We start from the raw sequence: 18160 nt of genomic DNA on the forward strand, positions 1-18160 counted from the left end.
ACTTAATTATATTATATATTAATTTTTCAAATTTTTGGGGTGTAAGCAAAGCAAACATAGGCTACCGCAAGAGCATCTGCTTCATCAAAGTTACTAATAGCAACTGCCCCTGGTAGTAAAAGCTTAATCATTTGCAAAACCTGATTTTTTTCGGCGTGTCCATACCCCACTACTGATTTCTTAATAACATTAGGTTTAAATTCTTGAAAAGCAACATCATATCCTCCAATAAGTGACATAACCGCCCCTCTAGCATATCCCAATTTCAAAGATGATACACTATTCATATTAACAAAAGTCTCCTCCATCGCAACAATAACAGGTTGATATTGCGTTATTACCTTTTGCAAGGATGTCGTAATGAAAGCTAACCTTTTATGCATCAGCTCACTTGATTTAGTCTTTATCACCCCGCTAGCTAAATATTTCAGAGGATTAGTATCAATTACTCCCCATCCCATACCAGCTAAAGATGGGTCAATTCCTAGTATAACCAAAATTACTCTCCCACTAATAGATTTTTATAAAAAATTATTTAATTCTTCAAATTATTTGAGTTGATATAGTTAATTCAGGAGAATTTGGGGCTAGGAGCGATGCCGTATAGGCATTAGTTTAAGAAAATAAAGTAGAAAAGTCGTCTATTAGCGAGCCACCGTAGGTGGCGTGGCAATCTTTTCTAATCACTTTTCTGAATTGCTTCGTCGACCTAAGGTCTCCTCGCAACGACGGTTTTTCAGTTATTGTTTTCTTAAACTAACGCTTATGAGCAACAACGTCCCCAATTTCTCATCAATTAACTATACCAGTAAAAATCATATAAATTAAGTATAGATTAACTAAAATGACACATAGTTATCATATTAATAATTTATTTTTATGTAAGAAAACAATTTTATCTATTATTTGACTTGAATATTATACATTTTAAGCTAGAATCACCAGTACAAAAAATGAGGTTTACTATGAAAAATTTACTAACTATTATTCTAACTTTGGCTTTCTCTATTTCTGCTTTTGCTGCGGGTTCGTCTTCTGATAAAAAAGATTCAACTGCTACGGATCAGCAACAAGAAGAAAATGCGGATAACCAAGATACAACAAATACGAAGAAAAAAGACGACAAGAAAGAAGAAAAGAAATAATTTCTTTATTCTACAGGCTGGTATAGGATATTTTCTATACCAGCTCTTTCTTTCGACACTGTAAAAAGTGGTATCATTTCTGGACATTTCGTCTTCTTGTCATTCTCCCGTTTCATTCTTTAGTTATAACCGAATTCTTGTTATTTCTGTGGAAACAGACCTGCAAAATAAGCTGAAAAATATTGGAAGTGTTTTTATATAACTCACCTTACGTATGGCATTTAAAAGTCATATAGAAAATAGTTTAGCGTCATTGCGAGAAGCTACTTTAGTAGCGACGAAGCAATCCAAAAAAACTATTAATGGATTGCTTCAGAGGCTTACACCTCCTCGCAATGACAGCACGATGGGTGCTTATTCGGCGCTAATTCAGGTTAATTGACTATATGCGTAAGGTGAGTTATATAATATATATTCATTTTTAAATTCAAAAGTGTGTTTGCATGAATTTGTTTATTGCTATTATAATTATGGAAATTTTGGCTGGGGCTGAGGTAGATTTATTTGTCCCTAGTTTTCCAGATTTACAAGATACCTTTAATATTTCTACTTTTAAGGTCGAATTTTTACTAGGAATAAATCTTATAGCCCATTGTTTCACAGCTCTAATTGTTGGAAATTTAGGAGATAGGTTTGGTAGAAGAGTAATTATTCTTATAGGTCTTGTAATATTTGTGATTGGCAGTGTATTTTGTCTGTTTGCCATCGATTATTATATGATATTATTTGGTAGATTCCTGCAAGGGGCTGGTATATCTGGAGTAGCAGTGCTTTGCTATCTAGTACTTGCTGATATATATTCGGTCGAACAACAACAACAAATGGTGGGTACTTTAACTGGTACTGTTACCTTAGCTATGGCTTTTGCCCCGGTAGTAGGAAGTTATGTAAATTTTTTGCTTAGTTGGCGAGGGAATTTTGCTATACTGTTAATATTGGGAGTCTTGTGTTTGATAATCGGCATATTATTTATTCCCAAAGGGCAGGCAAATGATAATGTAAAAATATCCCTAAGAGAATATAGCGTAGTCTTTAAGTCTAAAAAAGCTATCTATTATCTAATAACTCTGATTTTTTTATTTCAAGCTTATTGGGTGTTTATTGGTATTGCCCCTGTCTTGTATATGCGAGATTTAGGGGTACCTATTCAACAATTTGGTCTATATCAAGGAGCATTGGCAGCAATATTTTCAGCTTTTAGTTTTAGCAGTGGGTATTTATTAAACAAGTTTGGACAGAAAAAATGTTTTTTCTTTAGTATTGCAGCACTGGTAGCTTTTATAATTGCTGCTATAATTTTGATTATACTTAAAACTAATGATCCATTAACAATAACAATAGTAGTACAATTAGTGGCAGTTGGTAGCATATTTCCTTGTAATATTTTATGGATACTTGTATTAGAGAGTGTGCCAAATGCTAAAGGGAGGATTACTGCTATACTGGTATCAGGAAGATTGATTATTACAGCAATATGTTTGCAATTGGCTAGCTATTTTTATCAGGGTAATTTTACATCATTAGCAATTGTTATGTGTATCACTATAGTCATAGCATTGATTTTCTGTTATAAACTATTGCAAGAAGATAAGATTTTTAATGAATCTGAATTATAATAATGATAAAAAATAATTTTATTCTAAAAGTAGCAGCCCGATATTTTAGAGCCAAGAAGAATGAGAAATTTGTTTCTATTATTTCTGGTTTTTCTTTGATCGGTGTAACCATTGGCGTTGCTGCATTGATCGTGGTAATGTCCGTTATGAACGGTTTTCATTATGAATTAACTAAAAACATTATTGGGCTTAATGGTGACATTAGCATAACCCCATTATCACGTTTTATAGCAAATTATGATGAAATTAACAAAAAGTTACTTAGTAAAAATTATATAAAACATATTTCTCCAAGCGTTGTGGGTCAAGCTCTAGCCCTAGGTAACAGAGCAAATAGTGGTGCGGTAATTAAAGGTATAGATTTAAGTGAACTCAAATATAAAAATCAGATTTTACAAAATGTTAATACCGGAGATTTTGCTGATTTTTCTGGTAAAGATGTGGTGGCAATTGGTAATGAACTTGCTTATAACCTAGGAATTCAAGCAGGAGACAAAATAAAATTAATTTCTCCTAATTCAATTTCTACTGCCTTTGGTAGTATGCCTAGATCTAAAGAGTTCATGGTTGTGGCTACTTTCACTAGCGGTGCATATGATTATGATGCGGCAACTATTTTAATGCCGCTTATTGCCGCACAAAATTTCTTGTCTTTTGGTGAAGTTATTAATCTAATCGAGGTAATAACAATAGAACCGAGTAACGCGGGAATTTATGCTTGGGAGATACAAAATATTTTAGGCTCAAAATTACGAGTGATAAGTTGGCAAAAATCGCATCTACAGTTTCTAAATGCTTTAGCTGTTGAGAGAGTAGCAATGTTTACTATTCTTTCCTTAATTATTATGGTAGCAGCCTTTAACATCGTTTCTAGTTTGTTTATGTTGGTTAAAGACAAAACCTCAGATATTGCAGTGCTGCGTACTATTGGTGCAAGTACTCGGCAGATTATGCTTATTTTTATTTGTAACGGCATGTTTATCGGTGTACCAGGTACTGTTTTAGGTATAATATTGGGTACAAGCTTTGCTTATAATATTCAGTCTATTAAAAATATTTTGGAAAAAATAACTGGTACTAAAATTTTTGAAGCAGCAATTTATTATTTATATAGTCTACCATCGAAGGTAAAAATAGAAGATATAACATTAGTGGCAAGTATTTCTATAGTTTTATGTTTTTGTGCAACAATTTATCCAGCATATAAAGCTGCTAAGTTGAATCCTGTGGATGCCCTTCGTTATGAATAAAGCTGTATTAACATTAAAAAATATTTCTAAAAAATATCAGCAGGGAAAATCTATTGTTGAAGTATTAAGTAATGTTAACTTAACTGTAATGCAAGGAGAATTAGTTGCCATAATAGGTTCTTCTGGTAGTGGTAAGTCAACTTTACTGCATATAGCTGGTTTACTTGATACCCCGAATAGTGGTGTGGTAGAAATAAATTCAATAAATTATTCCCAGAATTATGCTCATATAATAAGATTGCATAATATAGGTTTTATCTATCAACGACATCATTTACTCAAAGATTTTACTGCCTTAGAGAATGTAGCAATGCCGAAATTGATTGCTGGTAATAATCATAAATCAGCTTTCAGGGAAGCAGAAGAGTTGCTAGTAGAGTTAGGGCTGGCTAATAAAATACATAACATGCCGGGTGAGTTATCTGGTGGCGAACAACAAAGAGTAGCTATTGCCCGTAGTTTAATTAATAATCCTCAAATTATTTTAGCTGATGAACCTACCGGTAATCTAGATCCTAATACAGCTAATGAGGTTTTTAACTTATTACTCAAAACTGTTAATCAAAAGAATACTTCTATTATTGTGGTAACTCATAATCATGAAATGGCAAGTAAAATGCATAGAGTATATCAATTAAAATATGGTGAATTGTTATAGTCAATTGATGGGAAGTTGGTGACGTCGTCGCTCAATGCTCGCCTATTACTTATAGGCGTCGCTCCATCGTTCCTGCTACCCAATTCCCCACAACTGTTGAAAGTTAGAAGAGGAAGCGGTTTTAGACCGGATAGTTTAAAAATCGTATGTGGTCAACGTCTATTAGCGAGAAAGACCGTAGATCGACGAAGCAATCCATAAAAGTAACCAAAGATGGATTGCCACGACCACTACGTGGTCTCGCAATGACATGTAATGGTTGAAGCAATCCATTACTAGATTGCTTCAGAAGCTTACGCCTTCTTGCTAATATACAGCACGATGGGTGCTTATTCGGCACTAATTCAAGTTAATTGACTATACTTTAAGAAAGTTTTACTGATTTGTCATGAAGCAACATAATCCCTGTAGTAAAAAATGGATCAAATATAGTCTTTACTTCAAACAATAATGCTTCGTTAGTAATTTCTTGTTGCAATTTTTCTCTAATTAAATCAAACATCTCCTGCAAACTTTTACCACCATCTATCATTTGTTTAAAAACATATTTAGTATATTTAGAAACTGGTATAGTAATCTTGACATCTTTTAACAATGAATTATTTAACGTAAAATTAATGACGTTGCCAGCTATCAAAGCACTAGCTTCCATGTGATCATAAATTTGTTTAGCAATACCCGCAATACCATAAAAATATGGTACATTATCCAAATCATCAAGAGTAGCAATAGTATCTTTTGCATTAGAAGCAAAAAAACTATGTTTAATGATATTGCCAACCATTAATTCACAAATTGCTTGCTGAGTTATTATATCCATCCTCTTAATTTTTTGCAAAAGAGAGAAATCACTAATATAATTCTCAATTCTTAGAGCTAATTTTTCACTAACATCAGAAAATTCAACAAAATTCAAACCTGCATTATGGATAAATTCGTATAACTCGGGAATGGAATAAGCCCTATCTTGTTTATGCAAGAACATATCATATAATCCTATATCGCCAAAAAAAACATGGTCTCTTAATAGTTCTTGCCCACGTATATACCAATTAGTTGCAGGGAAGCCAGCCATAACAGCTTTGGCATTCATTATTTCCTCTACCCTATTGTTAACACCCTGATTTACCATTTTCATAATATCTTGTACTTGATATAGTCCAGTACGACCATATTTAGCATAGACCATTACTCCAACTGCTCCGTTGGCAGTTAAAGATTCCTGTAAAATTTTTAAACCATCGGGAGGGCTTTTTAAATGGTGTAATACTCCTGAGCAATTAATATAATCAAACTTGCCTAAATTAAGCTTTGGGATATTTAAGATAGAATCATATACCCATTTAATATTGGTAAGACCACGTTTCTCGGCACGTTTTTGTGCGACCTCCATACTTGGCTTACTAAAATCTAAATATACCACTTCAGCATTTTTATTTTTTAGCTGCTCTGCCATGTATATAGCAGAATCACCAGTACCACCGCCAGCAATTAATACTCGAAAACCTGAGTTAAAATCTTTTTTACCTCGATATAAATAATGATTTAATTCCCCCAAAAATTCACCAGTAATAGCCAGTAATCTTTTTGTTTCATCCTCAGGATCTCTATAAGGATAGGGGTAATCTTGATAATGTTCTTGAACTACAGCAAGATCGCTTGTTGCTTCGATAGAAGAATTAGTCCGTGTTTTTAGTTGCTTAGTTGCCATAGAAAACTTATATATAATGGTTAATTATGCTCCTTATCTAAACGTCATTGCGAGGAGACCATAAGGTCGATGAAGCAATCCATTCTTATGTTTTTTCATCATTTTGGATTGCTTCGTCGCCACCAAAGTGGCTCCTCGCAATGACTTTCAAGACAGGAGATGTACAAACTCATATTAGTAGAAAAAATCATATTATCAAGTCCTTTATTTGTAATTGTATAGTATGACGTTCTTGCCAGCTATTGACTTTTAATGACCCAATCACGGAAATATTATAAGACTTAACATTAAGCAATATATTCTCTATTGGACTAGACACGGCATTAAAAGCAATAGCAGCAAGGGCTTTAGAGCCAAAAGCTTCCTTAGAAGGTGCTAGCAAACATTTTATATGTTTACCACCAACTATGTCAGCTTTCAAAACAAAAAGGTTAGAGAATTTAAATATTGGTTCAGGATTTCCCTGACCAAATGGCTCAAGTTTACTTAGCTCATCCATTAATAGCAAATTTACACTACTAGTAGTGAGCTCAGCATCATATTCTTCGCCTATAAGATCATTCTGATTATTCATATCACTCTTAAAGGCGTGATTTAAGAATTCTTGCAACTCTAGTAATTTTTCTTCTAATACTGTAAATCCAGCAGCCATTGAATGCCCCCCGCCAACTACAATTAACTCTTTAGTCTTGGCGTTGATAATTTTACTACCAAAATCAACATTTTTGATAGAACGGCAAGAAGCCTTACCTATTCCATCATTTAAAGCTATAACTGACACCGGTTTATTAAATTTTTCCTTTAATCTTCCAGCGACAATACCAATCACACCCGGATGCCATCCTTTACCAATTATAAATAATGAGCTATCATTTTCCTGAGTTAAAGCTATTTGAGTAGCTTCCTCTATCATTATCAGTTCTATTACTTTCCGCTCATTATTATGTTTCTCCAACTCCTGTGCTAATCTATTTGCTTCTATTGGACATTCGGTAGATAAAAGATTAGCCCCTAATGATGATTTACCAACTCTTCCACCAGCATTAATCCTAGGTCCCAAGACAAATCCCAAATGATAACAGTTTGGTTTTTCATTTAAGCCAGCAATATCGCATAGGGTTGTCATACCTAAATTTTTTCTTTGCTGAAGGATTTTTAATCCTTGAGTAACAAAAGCACGATTTAAGTGAACAAGCTTCATTACATCGCATACCGTACCAAGGGCAACTAAATCTAAATACTGCATTAAGTTAGGTATAGTAATATCATCCCTACCACTAATGTCATGGTGATTGGCAAAGAAATTTTGTTTTTTTAAATCAGATAATAAGGCAGTAGCAAATAAAAATGATACTCCTACAGCAGCCAGATACTTATAATCGCTGGTTTCATCAATACGATTTGGATTAACAACGGCAACAGCCTCAGGTAATATATCACTACTAATGTGATGATCGATCACTATCACATCAAGCCCTACTAGTGCTGCATGTTTCAGAGCCTCATGTGCCATTGCTCCGCAATCTACAGTAATAAGCAGCTTAGTTCCATTATCCTTAATTTTTTGCATAGCAGCTGGGGTTGGTCCATATCCTTCAGCAATTCGGTCTGGAACATAAATATCAACATTTTGCCCCAAATCTCTAAATAGATTCTTAAGCAATGATGAAGAAGTAGCCCCATCAACATCATAATCAGCAAATATGCAGATTTTTTGTTTATTTATAATGGCTTCTATAGCTCTATCTACTGCCTTTTGCATATCAAGTAAATGAAAAGGATTGGGCAGTAAATTCTTAATCCTAGGTGATAAAAAGTCAGCCGCTTGTGCTAAGTTCTCCAGGCGAGGAGATAGAACCCTAGCTAGAAAATCACTAATTCCTACAGAACGACAAAGCTCTAGAACAGCATCCTCGTTGACTAATCGCTGCTGCCAAATTTTGCCATTTACTGAACATTTAGATTCTAGTGCTATTGACATGTAGGGTAACCTTATTAAAAAGTGTAAAATCTAGTTATATAGTCAATTAACCCGAATTAGTGCCGAATAAGCACCGCTGTCATTGCGAGAAGGCGTAAGCCGACGAAGCAATCCATTTTAATCGTTTTTTGGATTACTTCGTCACCACTAAAGTGGCTCTGAGCCATGACGCTAAGGCTAAATACTAATCGGATTTATAACATTGCCAATTCAAGTTAATTGACTATATCTATAATATAACAGATTTTTATGCTCCACTAATAGCTGTTTTCATTATTTTTGCGATGTTTTGCAATATCTAAATTTCAGATAAATTGGCAGGCTAAATAATGTTAACACTCTTATGACATAGTAGTAACGGTAATCACATGCCATAGTAGCAAAAAGTAATACTACCGAAAAGACAAGACCTATCGCAACAATATAAGTTAAAATAACCTTCTCAGGATTATTAGATTGTTTATTTGTTAAAATAGCTGCTAAATACACAAATATTAGTATAAAACTAATAAAGTTCTTAGTTATTAGCCTTGGAAATGCTTTTAAGTAGAATATCACTAGGTCTTTTACATGATTTTTTTTAAGATAAATGCCATATTTTTCAGCTTCATTAGGATCAATAAATAAATCGTCACTATAATACTCTGCACTCTTCATTAATAAGATGAAATTCTTTATACGATGTTTAAGAAAAGCTAGTGGATAATGGGTTACAGCTTTTACATAACTAGATTCCAGCTCTTGTAGCTTTATAGGGTCTGATGTTGAATTATAAATTCGATCATCACCAAAAACTAAAGCATTAACTAAAGTCGGTGTATAGAGAGATTTAAGCTTTTCAAAACTATATAAATTTTTATCTTCTTTGACATAATCTGGTAGTAAATCATCATTATCTATTGCAACAATCACCCCTGCTATGTCAAATAGTTGGCGTAATTGTTTTGCATGACTATCAGTAGAAAAATGCTTAGCAAGATAATTATTACCCTCTATTATTACTAAAGAAAGAATAATAGTTACTATTATCCTAATAAACCAGTTAGCTTTAAGAGAAACTGATAATACAAACAAAATTAAAATTGGGGCAATAAATTGTGCTTGAAATTTAACACCAACAACATAAAAAATAACTAATAACAATCCAATAGCTGCCAAATAAGATGGTCGTTTTTGATGATAGCTATAAAAAATACAACTAGCTATTACAAAAAAACTACCTAAGCCAAACCCTATATCTTTCCAAATTACCCCGGATTGAGCTAATATATTTGGAAGAAATGGTATTACAAAATAAAGATATCTATATTTATTTTGTCGATCAGCATAAAAAAGCAATAATACCCCACCCCACAACAATACTAAATGCCATAATAGCATTATCTGTGGTCCTTGATAGATATGATTGAGTAACGACCATATCATTGACATTAAAGGTGGATGATGAGAAAAATAATTTCCACTAATACTTTGTTCATATTGAGAAAAGCTATCAACCGTCATTCCACCAGGATAGGCTGATAAAAAATGAAAAAACATTAAAGCAAAACATAAAATTATGGGATAATATTTACGCCAAAATTTTGTATAAAAAATATTTTTCATAATTTAAAAATCCTTGAGATATTATAAATTCCCGCCTATACGCATAGGCATCGGTTTAAGAAAACAATAATTGAAAAACCGTCATTGCGAGGAGACCTTAGGTCGACGAACTACGTGCCTACACGGAAATGAAATTTGTTACTTCCATGTCTAAACTTCAGATAAATTGGCAGACTAAATAATGTTAACACTCTTATTACATAGTAGTAACGGTAATCAGATGCCATAGTAGCAAAAAGTAATACTACCGAAAAAACAAGACCTATCGCAACAATATAAGTTAAAATAACCTTCTCAGGATTATAGTCAATTGATGAGAAGTTGGGGACGTCGTCGCTCAATGCTCGCCTATTACTTATAGGCGTCGCTCCATCGTTCCTAGCCCCAAATTCTCCTGAATTGACTATATCAGATTGTTTATTTGTTAAAATAGCTGTTAAATAAACAAATATTAGTATAAAACTAATAAGGTTGGTTGTTAAAATCCATGGATATTTTTTTAAATATTTTGTTATCGCCTTTTTTAAGTGATTATTCTTAATATCTATATTATGTTTTTGAGCTTCGGTAGAATCAATAAAGCCATAGTGATAGAATCCCGTGTTGGTCATTAAAAAAGCAAAATTAATCATTCGATGTTTTAAAAAAATTAGAGGATGGTACATTATAGCTTTTATATAAGCAGACTGCATCTCTTGCAATTTTATAGGGTCTGATGTTGAATTATAAATCCTAGTATCACCAAAGATTAATGTATCAACCCACCTTGCAGTATATTGTGCCTTGAGCTTTTCAAAACTATATAAATTTTTGTCTTCTTTAACATAGTCTGGTAATAAATCATCATTATTTATGGCAACACTCACTCCAGCAACATCAAAAAATTGAGGTAATTGCTCTGAATGCCCCTCTGTAGAAAAATATTTAGCAAGTGTAATATTACCATATATGATTATTACGGAAATAATACTAGTAGCTGTTATTCTTATCAAAATATTAGTTTTAAGATAAACTGACAATATAAACAAAATCAAAATTGGTACAATAAATTTAGCTTGAAATTTAACCCCAACAATATAAAAGCAAATCAATAATAATCCAACAACCACCCAGAAAGGTGCTGTTTTTTGTCGATAAGTAAAAAAAATACAAGTAGCTATGCAGAAGAAAGTACCTAAGGCAAAAACTACATCTTTCCAAATTGTTGCAGATTGAGACAATATATTAGGCGAAAGGGCAATTACCAAATATAGATATCTATATTTATTTTGTTGATCTGCATATAGAAGTAGTAGTATTCCACCCCATAAAAATGCTAAATCTACCAATAGCATCAATTGTGGACCTTGATGGATATGATTAATTAACGACCATACTATTGACATTAAAGATGGGTGATGAGAATTATAATTTCCACTAATACTCTGCTGATATTGATCAAAACTATCAGATGACATACCACCAGGATAGGCTGATAAAAAATGAAAAACCAGTAAGATGAAGCATAAAATTATAGGATAATATTTATGCCAAAATTCTGTATAAAAAATATTTTTCACAATCTTAAAAATCCTTGAGATAATCTATTCTTATGGAATGGATTGTTTCAACCATTGCATGGTTTCGCAATGACGTATATGCATCTCAAGCGTCATTGCGAGACCACGCAAGTAGGTCGTGGCAATCCATAAAGCTTGTCATATTGCTTCGTCACCACTAAAACATCTCCTCGCAATAACCTTTGGGTAAAAGTCTTATAAAAAATGATGGTCTGTAAGCCGGATTTTGTATAGATAATATTTCTATTATCTATTGCAGTTATTTATCTAGGATAAATGTTACCATTTACCTCAAGCGATCTACCCGCACTACTTCTAGCCAGAGATGCCTAGGAACACGTAAGTTCTGTAGTGCCTATTTGATCTTGCTCTTGGTGGGGTTTACCATGCGTAGCTTGTTACCAACCTACCGGTGTGCTCTTACCACACCATTTCACCCTTACCAAACTATATTATAATTTGGCGGTATATTTTCTGCGGCACTTTCCCTAAAAGATTACTCTCCCGCTGGACGTTAACCAGCACCATATCTCTGTAGAGTCCAGACTTTCCTCGTAAATTCTAGTATAGATTTTTACGCAACTGCACGACCATCGAGGTGATTATGTTTTAATATATTTGCCTAGTCAATGATTTTTTACTAAATTTTTTTACCAGATCACTTAGTGCTAGCTAAAAAGATGCTATTATATTGAATTAACTTGAATTAGCAACGTTGTAAATCCGATTAGTATTTAGCCTAAACGTCATTGCGAGGAGCCACTTTAGTGGCGACAAAGCAATCCAAAAAACGATTAAAATGGATTGCTTCGGAGGCTTACGCCTCCTCGCAATGACGTATAAACCTACAACCCGTCATCATCGTAATGACGTTTTGGTAAAAATGCTCGTCATTGCGAGCGAACGTATGTGAGCGTGGCAATCCACATTCATTAGATTGCTTCGGAGGCTTACGCCTCCTCGCAATGACAGTACGATGGGTGCTTATTCGATACTAATTCAGGTTAATTGACTATATTGATTTTTATCAAGATAATAAAGGTTATAAATTTATGGTAGTAAGTATAAAATTTGCCGCTGAGTTACGGGATAAATTACATGGTTTAAATCTTTTTAAGCCAGAACATTTACAATTTTATCAAGAAATGGCACTTGCTTTTATTAAAGGCAATGAAAATGAAATATTACAAATATATAAAGATATTAAAGGAAATAAGACTATAGGGATAGGTTTTAATATGGATAATCCCGAAGCAAAAATTGTTTGGCAGGCAATATTTCAGGGGTTGATATCATTTGATAAAGTTTATAATGGTCAGCAAACTATTACAACTGAGCAATCTCGAATGATATACGACTATAAGAGTGCTACTAATCGAATCGAACTAAAAAATATTTATGGTAAGTCTTGGGATAAGCTAAAACCTAACGAGAGGCTGATGATTGAGGATCTTTATTGGAATGGTGGTAATAAGTTAGTGGGTAAGTTTACAAAATTTTTTCAGCATATGAGGCTTTATGCTGAAAGTTCTAAGTTAAAATATCTAGAGCAAGGATTAATCGAAGTAAGAGAAGGTTCTAATAAAGAAAAGGTTAGGGGAATTCAAAATCGTAGAAATGTGCAAAGTGAAATAGGTGATTCGTCCAAATGCCTTACTCTACTCCCATATGTGGGTATTCTCATGATTTTTTTCATCACCACCTCTTGTAAAATAGATTGTAAATTACTATATCAGAACTTGTTAAGTTGAATTGTTTAATCGGAATTAGGAGTGTATATGGCAAAAATTATAGGTATAGATTTAGGAACAACAAATTCCTGCGTTGCAGTAATGGAAGGGAAAGAACCGAAAGTTATAGCAAATGCCGAAGGAGTTAGAACGACTCCCTCAATGGTAGGATTTGCTAGCGGTGGTGAAAAATTAATTGGCGAACCAGCAAAGCGTCAAGCTGTGACCAATCCAAATAATACTTTATATGGCATTAAAAGATTGATAGGTAGAAGTTTTTCTGATCCTATGGTTAAAAAAGATCAAGACCTTGTACCGTACCAAATCGTAAAAGCTGCTAATAATGATGCTTGGGTTGAAGTTAACGGAGAAAAATATTCACCTAGTCAAATTAGTGCTTATATTCTGCAAAAAATGAAGGAAACAGCTGAAAATTATCTTGGTGAAAAGGTAACGCAAGCAGTTATTACTGTACCAGCATATTTTAACGATGCACAACGTCAAGCAACCAAAGATGCTGGAAAAATTGCTGGTTTGGACGTATTACGGATAATCAACGAACCAACAGCCGCAGCTTTAGCATATGGTTTTGATAAAGCTGAAAGCAAAATAATTGCAGTTTATGATCTTGGTGGCGGTACGTTTGACGTATCAATTTTAGAAATAGGTAACGGAGTATTTGAGGTTAAATCTACCAACGGTAATACTTTCCTTGGAGGGGAAGATTTTGATTCGAGAATTCTAGATTATTTAATCGATGAATTTAAGAAAGAAAGTGGTATGGATTTACGCAAAGATCCTTTAGCTTTACAGCGTTTGAAAGAAGCTGCCGAAAAAGCTAAAAAAGAATTATCATCTGTACCGCAAACCGATGTTAATTTACCATATATTACAGCTGATAGTTCAGGTTCTAAACATTTAAATATAAAATTTACTAGAGCAAAATTAGAATCCTTAGTGGCAACGCTAATTGATGATACAATAGAACCATGTAAGAAAGCTTTAAAAGATGCTGGGCTAAAAGCCTCAGATATTCAGGAAGTAGTGCTAGTTGGCGGTATGACTAGAATGCCAAAAGTTATTGACAAGGTAAAAGAATTTTTTGGTCGCGAACCACATAGAGGAGTAAATCCTGATGAAGTCGTAGCTCTAGGGGCTGCTATTCAAGGTGGGGTATTAAACAAAGAAGTTACTGATATATTATTACTAGATGTTACCCCTTTATCTTTAGGTATTGAAACTCTTGGGGGGGTATTTACTAGGCTGATTGATCGTAATACAACTATTCCTACCAAGAAAAGTCAAACATTCTCTACGGCGGACGATAACCAACATGCGGTAACGATTAGAGTATTCCAAGGTGAACGGGAAATGGCAGCTGCTAATAAGCTACTTGGGCAATTTAATCTGGATGGTATTCCTCCTGCCCCACGAGGAGCACCACAAATTGAAGTAACCTTTGATATCGACGTTAATGGTATAGTTCACGTTTCTGCCAAAGATAAAGCTAGTGGTAAAGAGCAAAAAGTAACTATCCAGGCTTCCGGAGGGCTTAGTGATGCAGAAATTGAACAAATGGTCAAAGATGCGGAAAAAAATGCTGATGAGGATAAAAAGCGTCGTGAATTAATTGAAGCTAAAAATAATGCTGATAGCTTGATTTATTCAACTGAAAAGACTCTAAAAGAATATGATGGTAAAATATCAGTTAGTGATAAACAACAAGTAGAAAATGCTATAACAGAGTTAAAGGCAGCTTTAGAGTCAGATAATCTTGAAGAAATTAAAGCGAAAACTGACACTCTTATGGCAGCAAGCATGAAAATTGGAGAAGCTATGTATAAATCTCCATCAGAAGATGATAGTAATACAGAAGCTAAGGCAAGTGATGACGATAAAGTAGTTGATGCTAATTACGAGGATGTAAGTAATAAGTAATTACTATGCCATTGCGAGCTATCGTAGGTGGCGTGGTAATCCATTTTTTCTGGATTGCTTCGTCGACCTTACGGTCTCCTCGCAATGACAGTTTCTCAATTATTATTTTCTTAAGCCTATGTGCAATGACATGTATGCATCTCAAGCGTCATTGCGAGGAGGCGTAAGCCTCCGAAGCAATCCAGAAAAAATGGATTACCACGCTCATATACGTTCGCTCGTAATGACGTTTTGGCTAAAAATAAAATTTAAAATAAGATATCCTTATTATGTCTACAAAAGATTATTACCAAGTACTTGGAGTTAATAAAACTGCTAGCCAAGCAGAAATAAAAAAGGCTTATCATAAATTAGCTATGCAATATCATCCTGACCGTAATTCACAGGATCAACAAGCAGAAAAAAAGTTTAAGGAAATAAGTAGTGCTTATGATGTACTAAAAGATGAGCAGAAAAGAGCAGCATATGATCGTTTTGGACATGAGGCTTTTCATAATTCAGGAGCAGCATCGTCAGCTGGAAGGCAGGCTTCTAGAGGGGGGAATCATGATTTGAATGATATATTTGGTGAGTTTTTTAATGATTTTATGGGTGGCGGGGCAAGAAGGTCGCACCAGTCCACTAGCGTTAGAGGTTCAGATTTAAAATATGAAATCACAGTTACTTTGTCAGAAGCATTTCGTGGTATCGAGAAGAATATTAGCTTTACTAGTGAAGTAAAGTGTTCACCATGTAACGGTAGTGGTTCAGAAAATAATGATACTGGCATGACCAAATGTGATGCTTGTGGAGGACGCGGGGCTACAAGGATACAGCAGGGTTTCTTTACCTTAGAACAAACTTGTGCAAAATGCCAAGGCACAGGGCAAATAATTAAAAATCCATGTAAAAAATGTCATGGTCAAGGGCGTCATTCACAACATAGGAATTTATTGGTAAATATTCCAGCTGGTATTGAGGAAGGCACAAGAATAAGACTTACTGGTGAAGGAGATGCCGGAATGCGAGGAGGCAGTAATGGAGATTTGTATATTTTTGTTACTATTAAGCCACATGACCTGTATAAAGTTGATGGAATTAATTTGCATTGTCGACTACCTATTAGTTTCATTAAAGCTATTTTAGGTGGAGAAGTAGAAGTACCAGACATAGAAGGTGGTAAGGTAAAGTTAAAAATACCAGCCGGCACACAAAATGGCGAACAACTAAGACTAAAAGGCAAAGGTATGTCTAAGGTTAGATCAACCATTAGAGGGGATATGTTTGCCCACATCCATATTGAGATACCGAAAAATCTTACTAAAAAACAAAAAGAATTACTAGAGATGCTAGATACAGAATTGTCAAGCGACAAAGATGAAGATGATGCTAGTTTTTTTAACAAAATGAAAAACTTATGGTCATAAAATTTGATTTTTTGATGGTATTGTATTATAAAATGTATTATATGAGTGTAGATATTCAAATGTAGTATTTGGGTATGTTATAATGTAAAAACAGGGGATTTATGGCAGAAAGTAGGCAATTTAGTACAGTTAATTATTCAGAAGGGGGGCAGCAAATGCGTATAACAATTTTTCCAGAAGCAACGATAGCATTGCCAGGGGGTTTTTCGTTAAGAAATGATACGCCTCAAGAAATTATTATACCTAATAATCTTTTTAATGCTGAACATTCTGGTGATTTAGAAGAACTTGGTCTAACTGTAATTGGTGCAAACGTTAATAATTCAGTGGAATGAACACGTCTATTAGTGAGTAGTTTCTTTAGTCACAACTGTTGAAAAATAGAAGAGGAAGTGGTTTTAGCTCGGGTAATTTAAAAAGCCCGAGCATTTTGCTATGACTTTTACATTGCCATGACTGTTTAGAATCTAATAACCAATATTTGCGGTAAGATTGTTTGTAATATGCATATACCATTAACATTAAAAAGAATATTACTAATTATTCGTCAAAATAGCCGTATAGTTATTAAATTGGTAATTATAGATCAATTAGTAAAATGGTGGTTTATAAATTATCTAAGGGGCAAAATTGGTCTAACCATGAAAGTAACAAGCTTTTTAGATATAGTTTATAGCTGGAACCATGGTATTAGTTTTGGAATGTTCCGAAATTATTATCAGTATAGCAATATGTTGTTTATAGTTATTAATTCTGTTGTTATAATATATTTATGGTATATCTTATTAAAATGTAAGACAATGACAGGCTTTGTTGGTTATAGTTTTGTCATTGGTGGTGCTATCGGTAATTTGATCGATCGTTTTGTTAATGGGGCAGTATTTGATTTTATTTATTTTCATTATCAAGATTTTGGTTTTCCAATATTTAATCTAGCTGATAGTTTCATTTCATTAGGAGTAATATTTTTGATACATGATTATTATAAAACTAAGAAAATTGTTGAACAACAACAAGACATTAAATATAATCACACTATGATACAAGCTGAAGCAGATAGGATCCGTGAGCTTGCTTTTAAGGAAAATATAAATTTAAAAGGAGATTAAGTGCGTATAATTTTTTGGTTATTTGCTACTGTAATAATGTTATCTGCATGCAGTAAAGAAGTAAAAGAAACAATAGGAATTGTGACCCCTGGATCTGATGAATACAAGGTAGGACGCAACAAAACTCTAGAAATGCCTCCTCACTATGACTTACCTGCTATTAAAGTAAAAGATAAAGAAAACTCTAAATCGTCTTCTCCAGAAACTCTTACTGAGGGTGAACAGGCTTTGATAAAAGAAATAGAAAAATAAGATTAATTATATAATTTTTTCACTTTTTCACTTAGTGGACAGAAATTTTGGTATATACTCAAAAATATATAGATAATTAAATTGACGTCTATTACAAGGCTGTCACCCCTGCTTTGGTGTGGGGTCTTAGATTCCGCACCGAAGCAGGAATGACAAATTGAGCAGTACTATTCAGGGCAGCTATATAGAGGACAATAATT

At 33.8% G+C, this 18160-nt stretch carries 15 protein-coding genes and 1 other RNA gene; 10 read left to right on the top strand and 6 right to left on the bottom strand.

The genetic code is table 11. From position 1 onward, the window contains the following. Positions 1–26 precede the first annotated feature (26 nt). Positions 27–497: a crossover junction endodeoxyribonuclease RuvC gene (gene ruvC / locus ACQH6S_RS05830; protein WP_425360188.1), complete on the bottom strand. Its 471-nt coding sequence runs from the start codon at positions 495–497 to the stop codon at positions 27–29. 414 nt (positions 498–911) lie between these two features. On the opposite strand from ruvC, the gene ACQH6S_RS05835 reads away from it, so the two are divergent. The 4 genes from ACQH6S_RS05835 (at position 912) to ACQH6S_RS05850 (ending at position 4669) form a co-directional block, all read left to right on the top strand. Further along, positions 912–1145 (top strand): hypothetical protein, encoded by a 234-nt coding sequence (locus tag ACQH6S_RS05835; RefSeq protein ID WP_133062952.1) that lies wholly within the window; start codon positions 912–914, stop codon positions 1143–1145. 443 nt (positions 1146–1588) lie between these two features. After that, positions 1589–2761 (top strand): MFS transporter, encoded by a 1173-nt coding sequence (locus ACQH6S_RS05840; RefSeq protein WP_425360189.1) that lies wholly within the window; start codon positions 1589–1591, stop codon positions 2759–2761. Positions 2762–2763: 2 nt separating this feature from the next. Then, positions 2764–4011: a lipoprotein-releasing ABC transporter permease subunit gene (locus tag ACQH6S_RS05845; RefSeq protein WP_375333659.1), complete on the top strand. Its 1248-nt coding sequence runs from the start codon at positions 2764–2766 to the stop codon at positions 4009–4011. Next, a complete protein-coding gene (locus tag ACQH6S_RS05850; RefSeq protein ID WP_425360190.1) occupies positions 4004–4669 on the top strand; it encodes an ABC transporter ATP-binding protein in 666 nt (221 codons plus the stop codon). Before ACQH6S_RS05845 ends, ACQH6S_RS05850 begins: the two co-directional genes overlap by 8 nt. Positions 4670–5033: 364 nt before the next feature. Here the strand turns inward: ACQH6S_RS05850 and ACQH6S_RS05855 are convergent, their stop codons facing one another. From ACQH6S_RS05855 to rnpB, 5 genes are all read right to left on the bottom strand, one after another. Beyond that, positions 5034–6380, bottom strand: coding sequence for a methyltransferase (locus ACQH6S_RS05855; RefSeq protein WP_425360191.1), 1347 nt, complete (start codon positions 6378–6380; stop codon positions 5034–5036). Positions 6381–6567: 187 nt separating this feature from the next. After that, positions 6568–8361 carry a single-stranded-DNA-specific exonuclease RecJ gene (gene recJ, locus ACQH6S_RS05860; RefSeq protein WP_341748802.1) on the bottom strand — a complete coding sequence of 598 codons (1794 nt, stop codon included), beginning with the start codon at positions 8359–8361 and terminating at the stop codon, positions 6568–6570. 273 nt (positions 8362–8634) lie between these two features. Continuing rightward, complete coding sequence (locus ACQH6S_RS05865; RefSeq protein WP_425360192.1) at positions 8635–9966, bottom strand: hypothetical protein; 1332 nt, start codon at positions 9964–9966, stop codon at positions 8635–8637. A gap of 110 nt (positions 9967–10076) precedes the next feature. Continuing rightward, positions 10077–11525, bottom strand: a complete 1449-nt coding sequence (locus ACQH6S_RS05870; protein WP_425360193.1) for a palindromic element RPE2 domain-containing protein — start codon at positions 11523–11525, stop codon at positions 10077–10079. Positions 11526–11724: 199 nt separating this feature from the next. Then, an RNA gene (gene rnpB, locus ACQH6S_RS05875) (RNase P RNA component class A) lies at positions 11725–12123 on the bottom strand. A 454-nt stretch (positions 12124–12577) separates the two neighbouring features. Between rnpB and ACQH6S_RS05880 the strand changes: the two genes are divergently transcribed. The 6 genes from ACQH6S_RS05880 (at position 12578) to ACQH6S_RS05905 (ending at position 17960) form a co-directional block, all read left to right on the top strand. Further along, positions 12578–13276, top strand: a complete 699-nt coding sequence (locus ACQH6S_RS05880; RefSeq protein WP_425360194.1) for a hypothetical protein — start codon at positions 12578–12580, stop codon at positions 13274–13276. Positions 13277–13303: 27 nt separating this feature from the next. Beyond that, positions 13304–15193, top strand: coding sequence for a molecular chaperone DnaK (gene dnaK / locus ACQH6S_RS05885; RefSeq protein ID WP_425364415.1), 1890 nt, complete (start codon positions 13304–13306; stop codon positions 15191–15193). Positions 15194–15462: 269 nt separating this feature from the next. Next, positions 15463–16599 carry a molecular chaperone DnaJ gene (gene dnaJ / locus ACQH6S_RS05890; protein WP_425360195.1) on the top strand — a complete coding sequence of 379 codons (1137 nt, stop codon included), beginning with the start codon at positions 15463–15465 and terminating at the stop codon, positions 16597–16599. 101 nt (positions 16600–16700) lie between these two features. Next, complete coding sequence (locus ACQH6S_RS05895) at positions 16701–16934, top strand: hypothetical protein (RefSeq protein WP_425360196.1); 234 nt, start codon at positions 16701–16703, stop codon at positions 16932–16934. A 174-nt stretch (positions 16935–17108) separates the two neighbouring features. Continuing rightward, on the top strand, positions 17109–17708 hold the full coding sequence (lspA, locus tag ACQH6S_RS05900) for a signal peptidase II (protein WP_341749474.1): 600 nt from the start codon (positions 17109–17111) through the stop codon (positions 17706–17708). Next, on the top strand, positions 17709–17960 hold the full coding sequence (locus ACQH6S_RS05905) for a DUF3035 domain-containing protein (RefSeq protein WP_425364416.1): 252 nt from the start codon (positions 17709–17711) through the stop codon (positions 17958–17960). Positions 17961–18160: the final 200 nt, after the last annotated feature.

Origin of the sequence: Candidatus Tisiphia endosymbiont of Mystacides longicornis (genome assembly GCF_964031095.1) — a bacterium.
Lineage (GTDB): Bacteria > Pseudomonadota > Alphaproteobacteria > Rickettsiales > Rickettsiaceae > Tisiphia.

What these genes read in the sequence shown, in the direction of transcription:
- ACQH6S_RS05840 (WP_425360189.1), top strand. Translation starts at nt 1,589, where the DNA reads ATGAATTTGTTTATTGCTATTATAATTATGGAAATTTTGGCTGGGGCT.
- ACQH6S_RS05845 (WP_375333659.1), top strand. Translation starts at nt 2,764, where the DNA reads ATGATAAAAAATAATTTTATTCTAAAAGTAGCAGCCCGATATTTTAGA.
- ACQH6S_RS05850 (WP_425360190.1), top strand. Translation starts at nt 4,004, where the DNA reads ATGAATAAAGCTGTATTAACATTAAAAAATATTTCTAAAAAATATCAG.
- ACQH6S_RS05855 (WP_425360191.1), bottom strand. Translation starts at nt 6,380, where the DNA reads ATGGCAACTAAGCAACTAAAAACACGGACTAATTCTTCTATCGAAGCA.
- recJ (WP_341748802.1), bottom strand. Translation starts at nt 8,361, where the DNA reads ATGTCAATAGCACTAGAATCTAAATGTTCAGTAAATGGCAAAATTTGG.
- ACQH6S_RS05865 (WP_425360192.1), bottom strand. Translation starts at nt 9,966, where the DNA reads ATGAAAAATATTTTTTATACAAAATTTTGGCGTAAATATTATCCCATA.
- ACQH6S_RS05880 (WP_425360194.1), top strand. Translation starts at nt 12,578, where the DNA reads ATGGTAGTAAGTATAAAATTTGCCGCTGAGTTACGGGATAAATTACAT.
- dnaK (WP_425364415.1), top strand. Translation starts at nt 13,304, where the DNA reads ATGGCAAAAATTATAGGTATAGATTTAGGAACAACAAATTCCTGCGTT.
- dnaJ (WP_425360195.1), top strand. Translation starts at nt 15,463, where the DNA reads ATGTCTACAAAAGATTATTACCAAGTACTTGGAGTTAATAAAACTGCT.
- ACQH6S_RS05895 (WP_425360196.1), top strand. Translation starts at nt 16,701, where the DNA reads ATGGCAGAAAGTAGGCAATTTAGTACAGTTAATTATTCAGAAGGGGGG.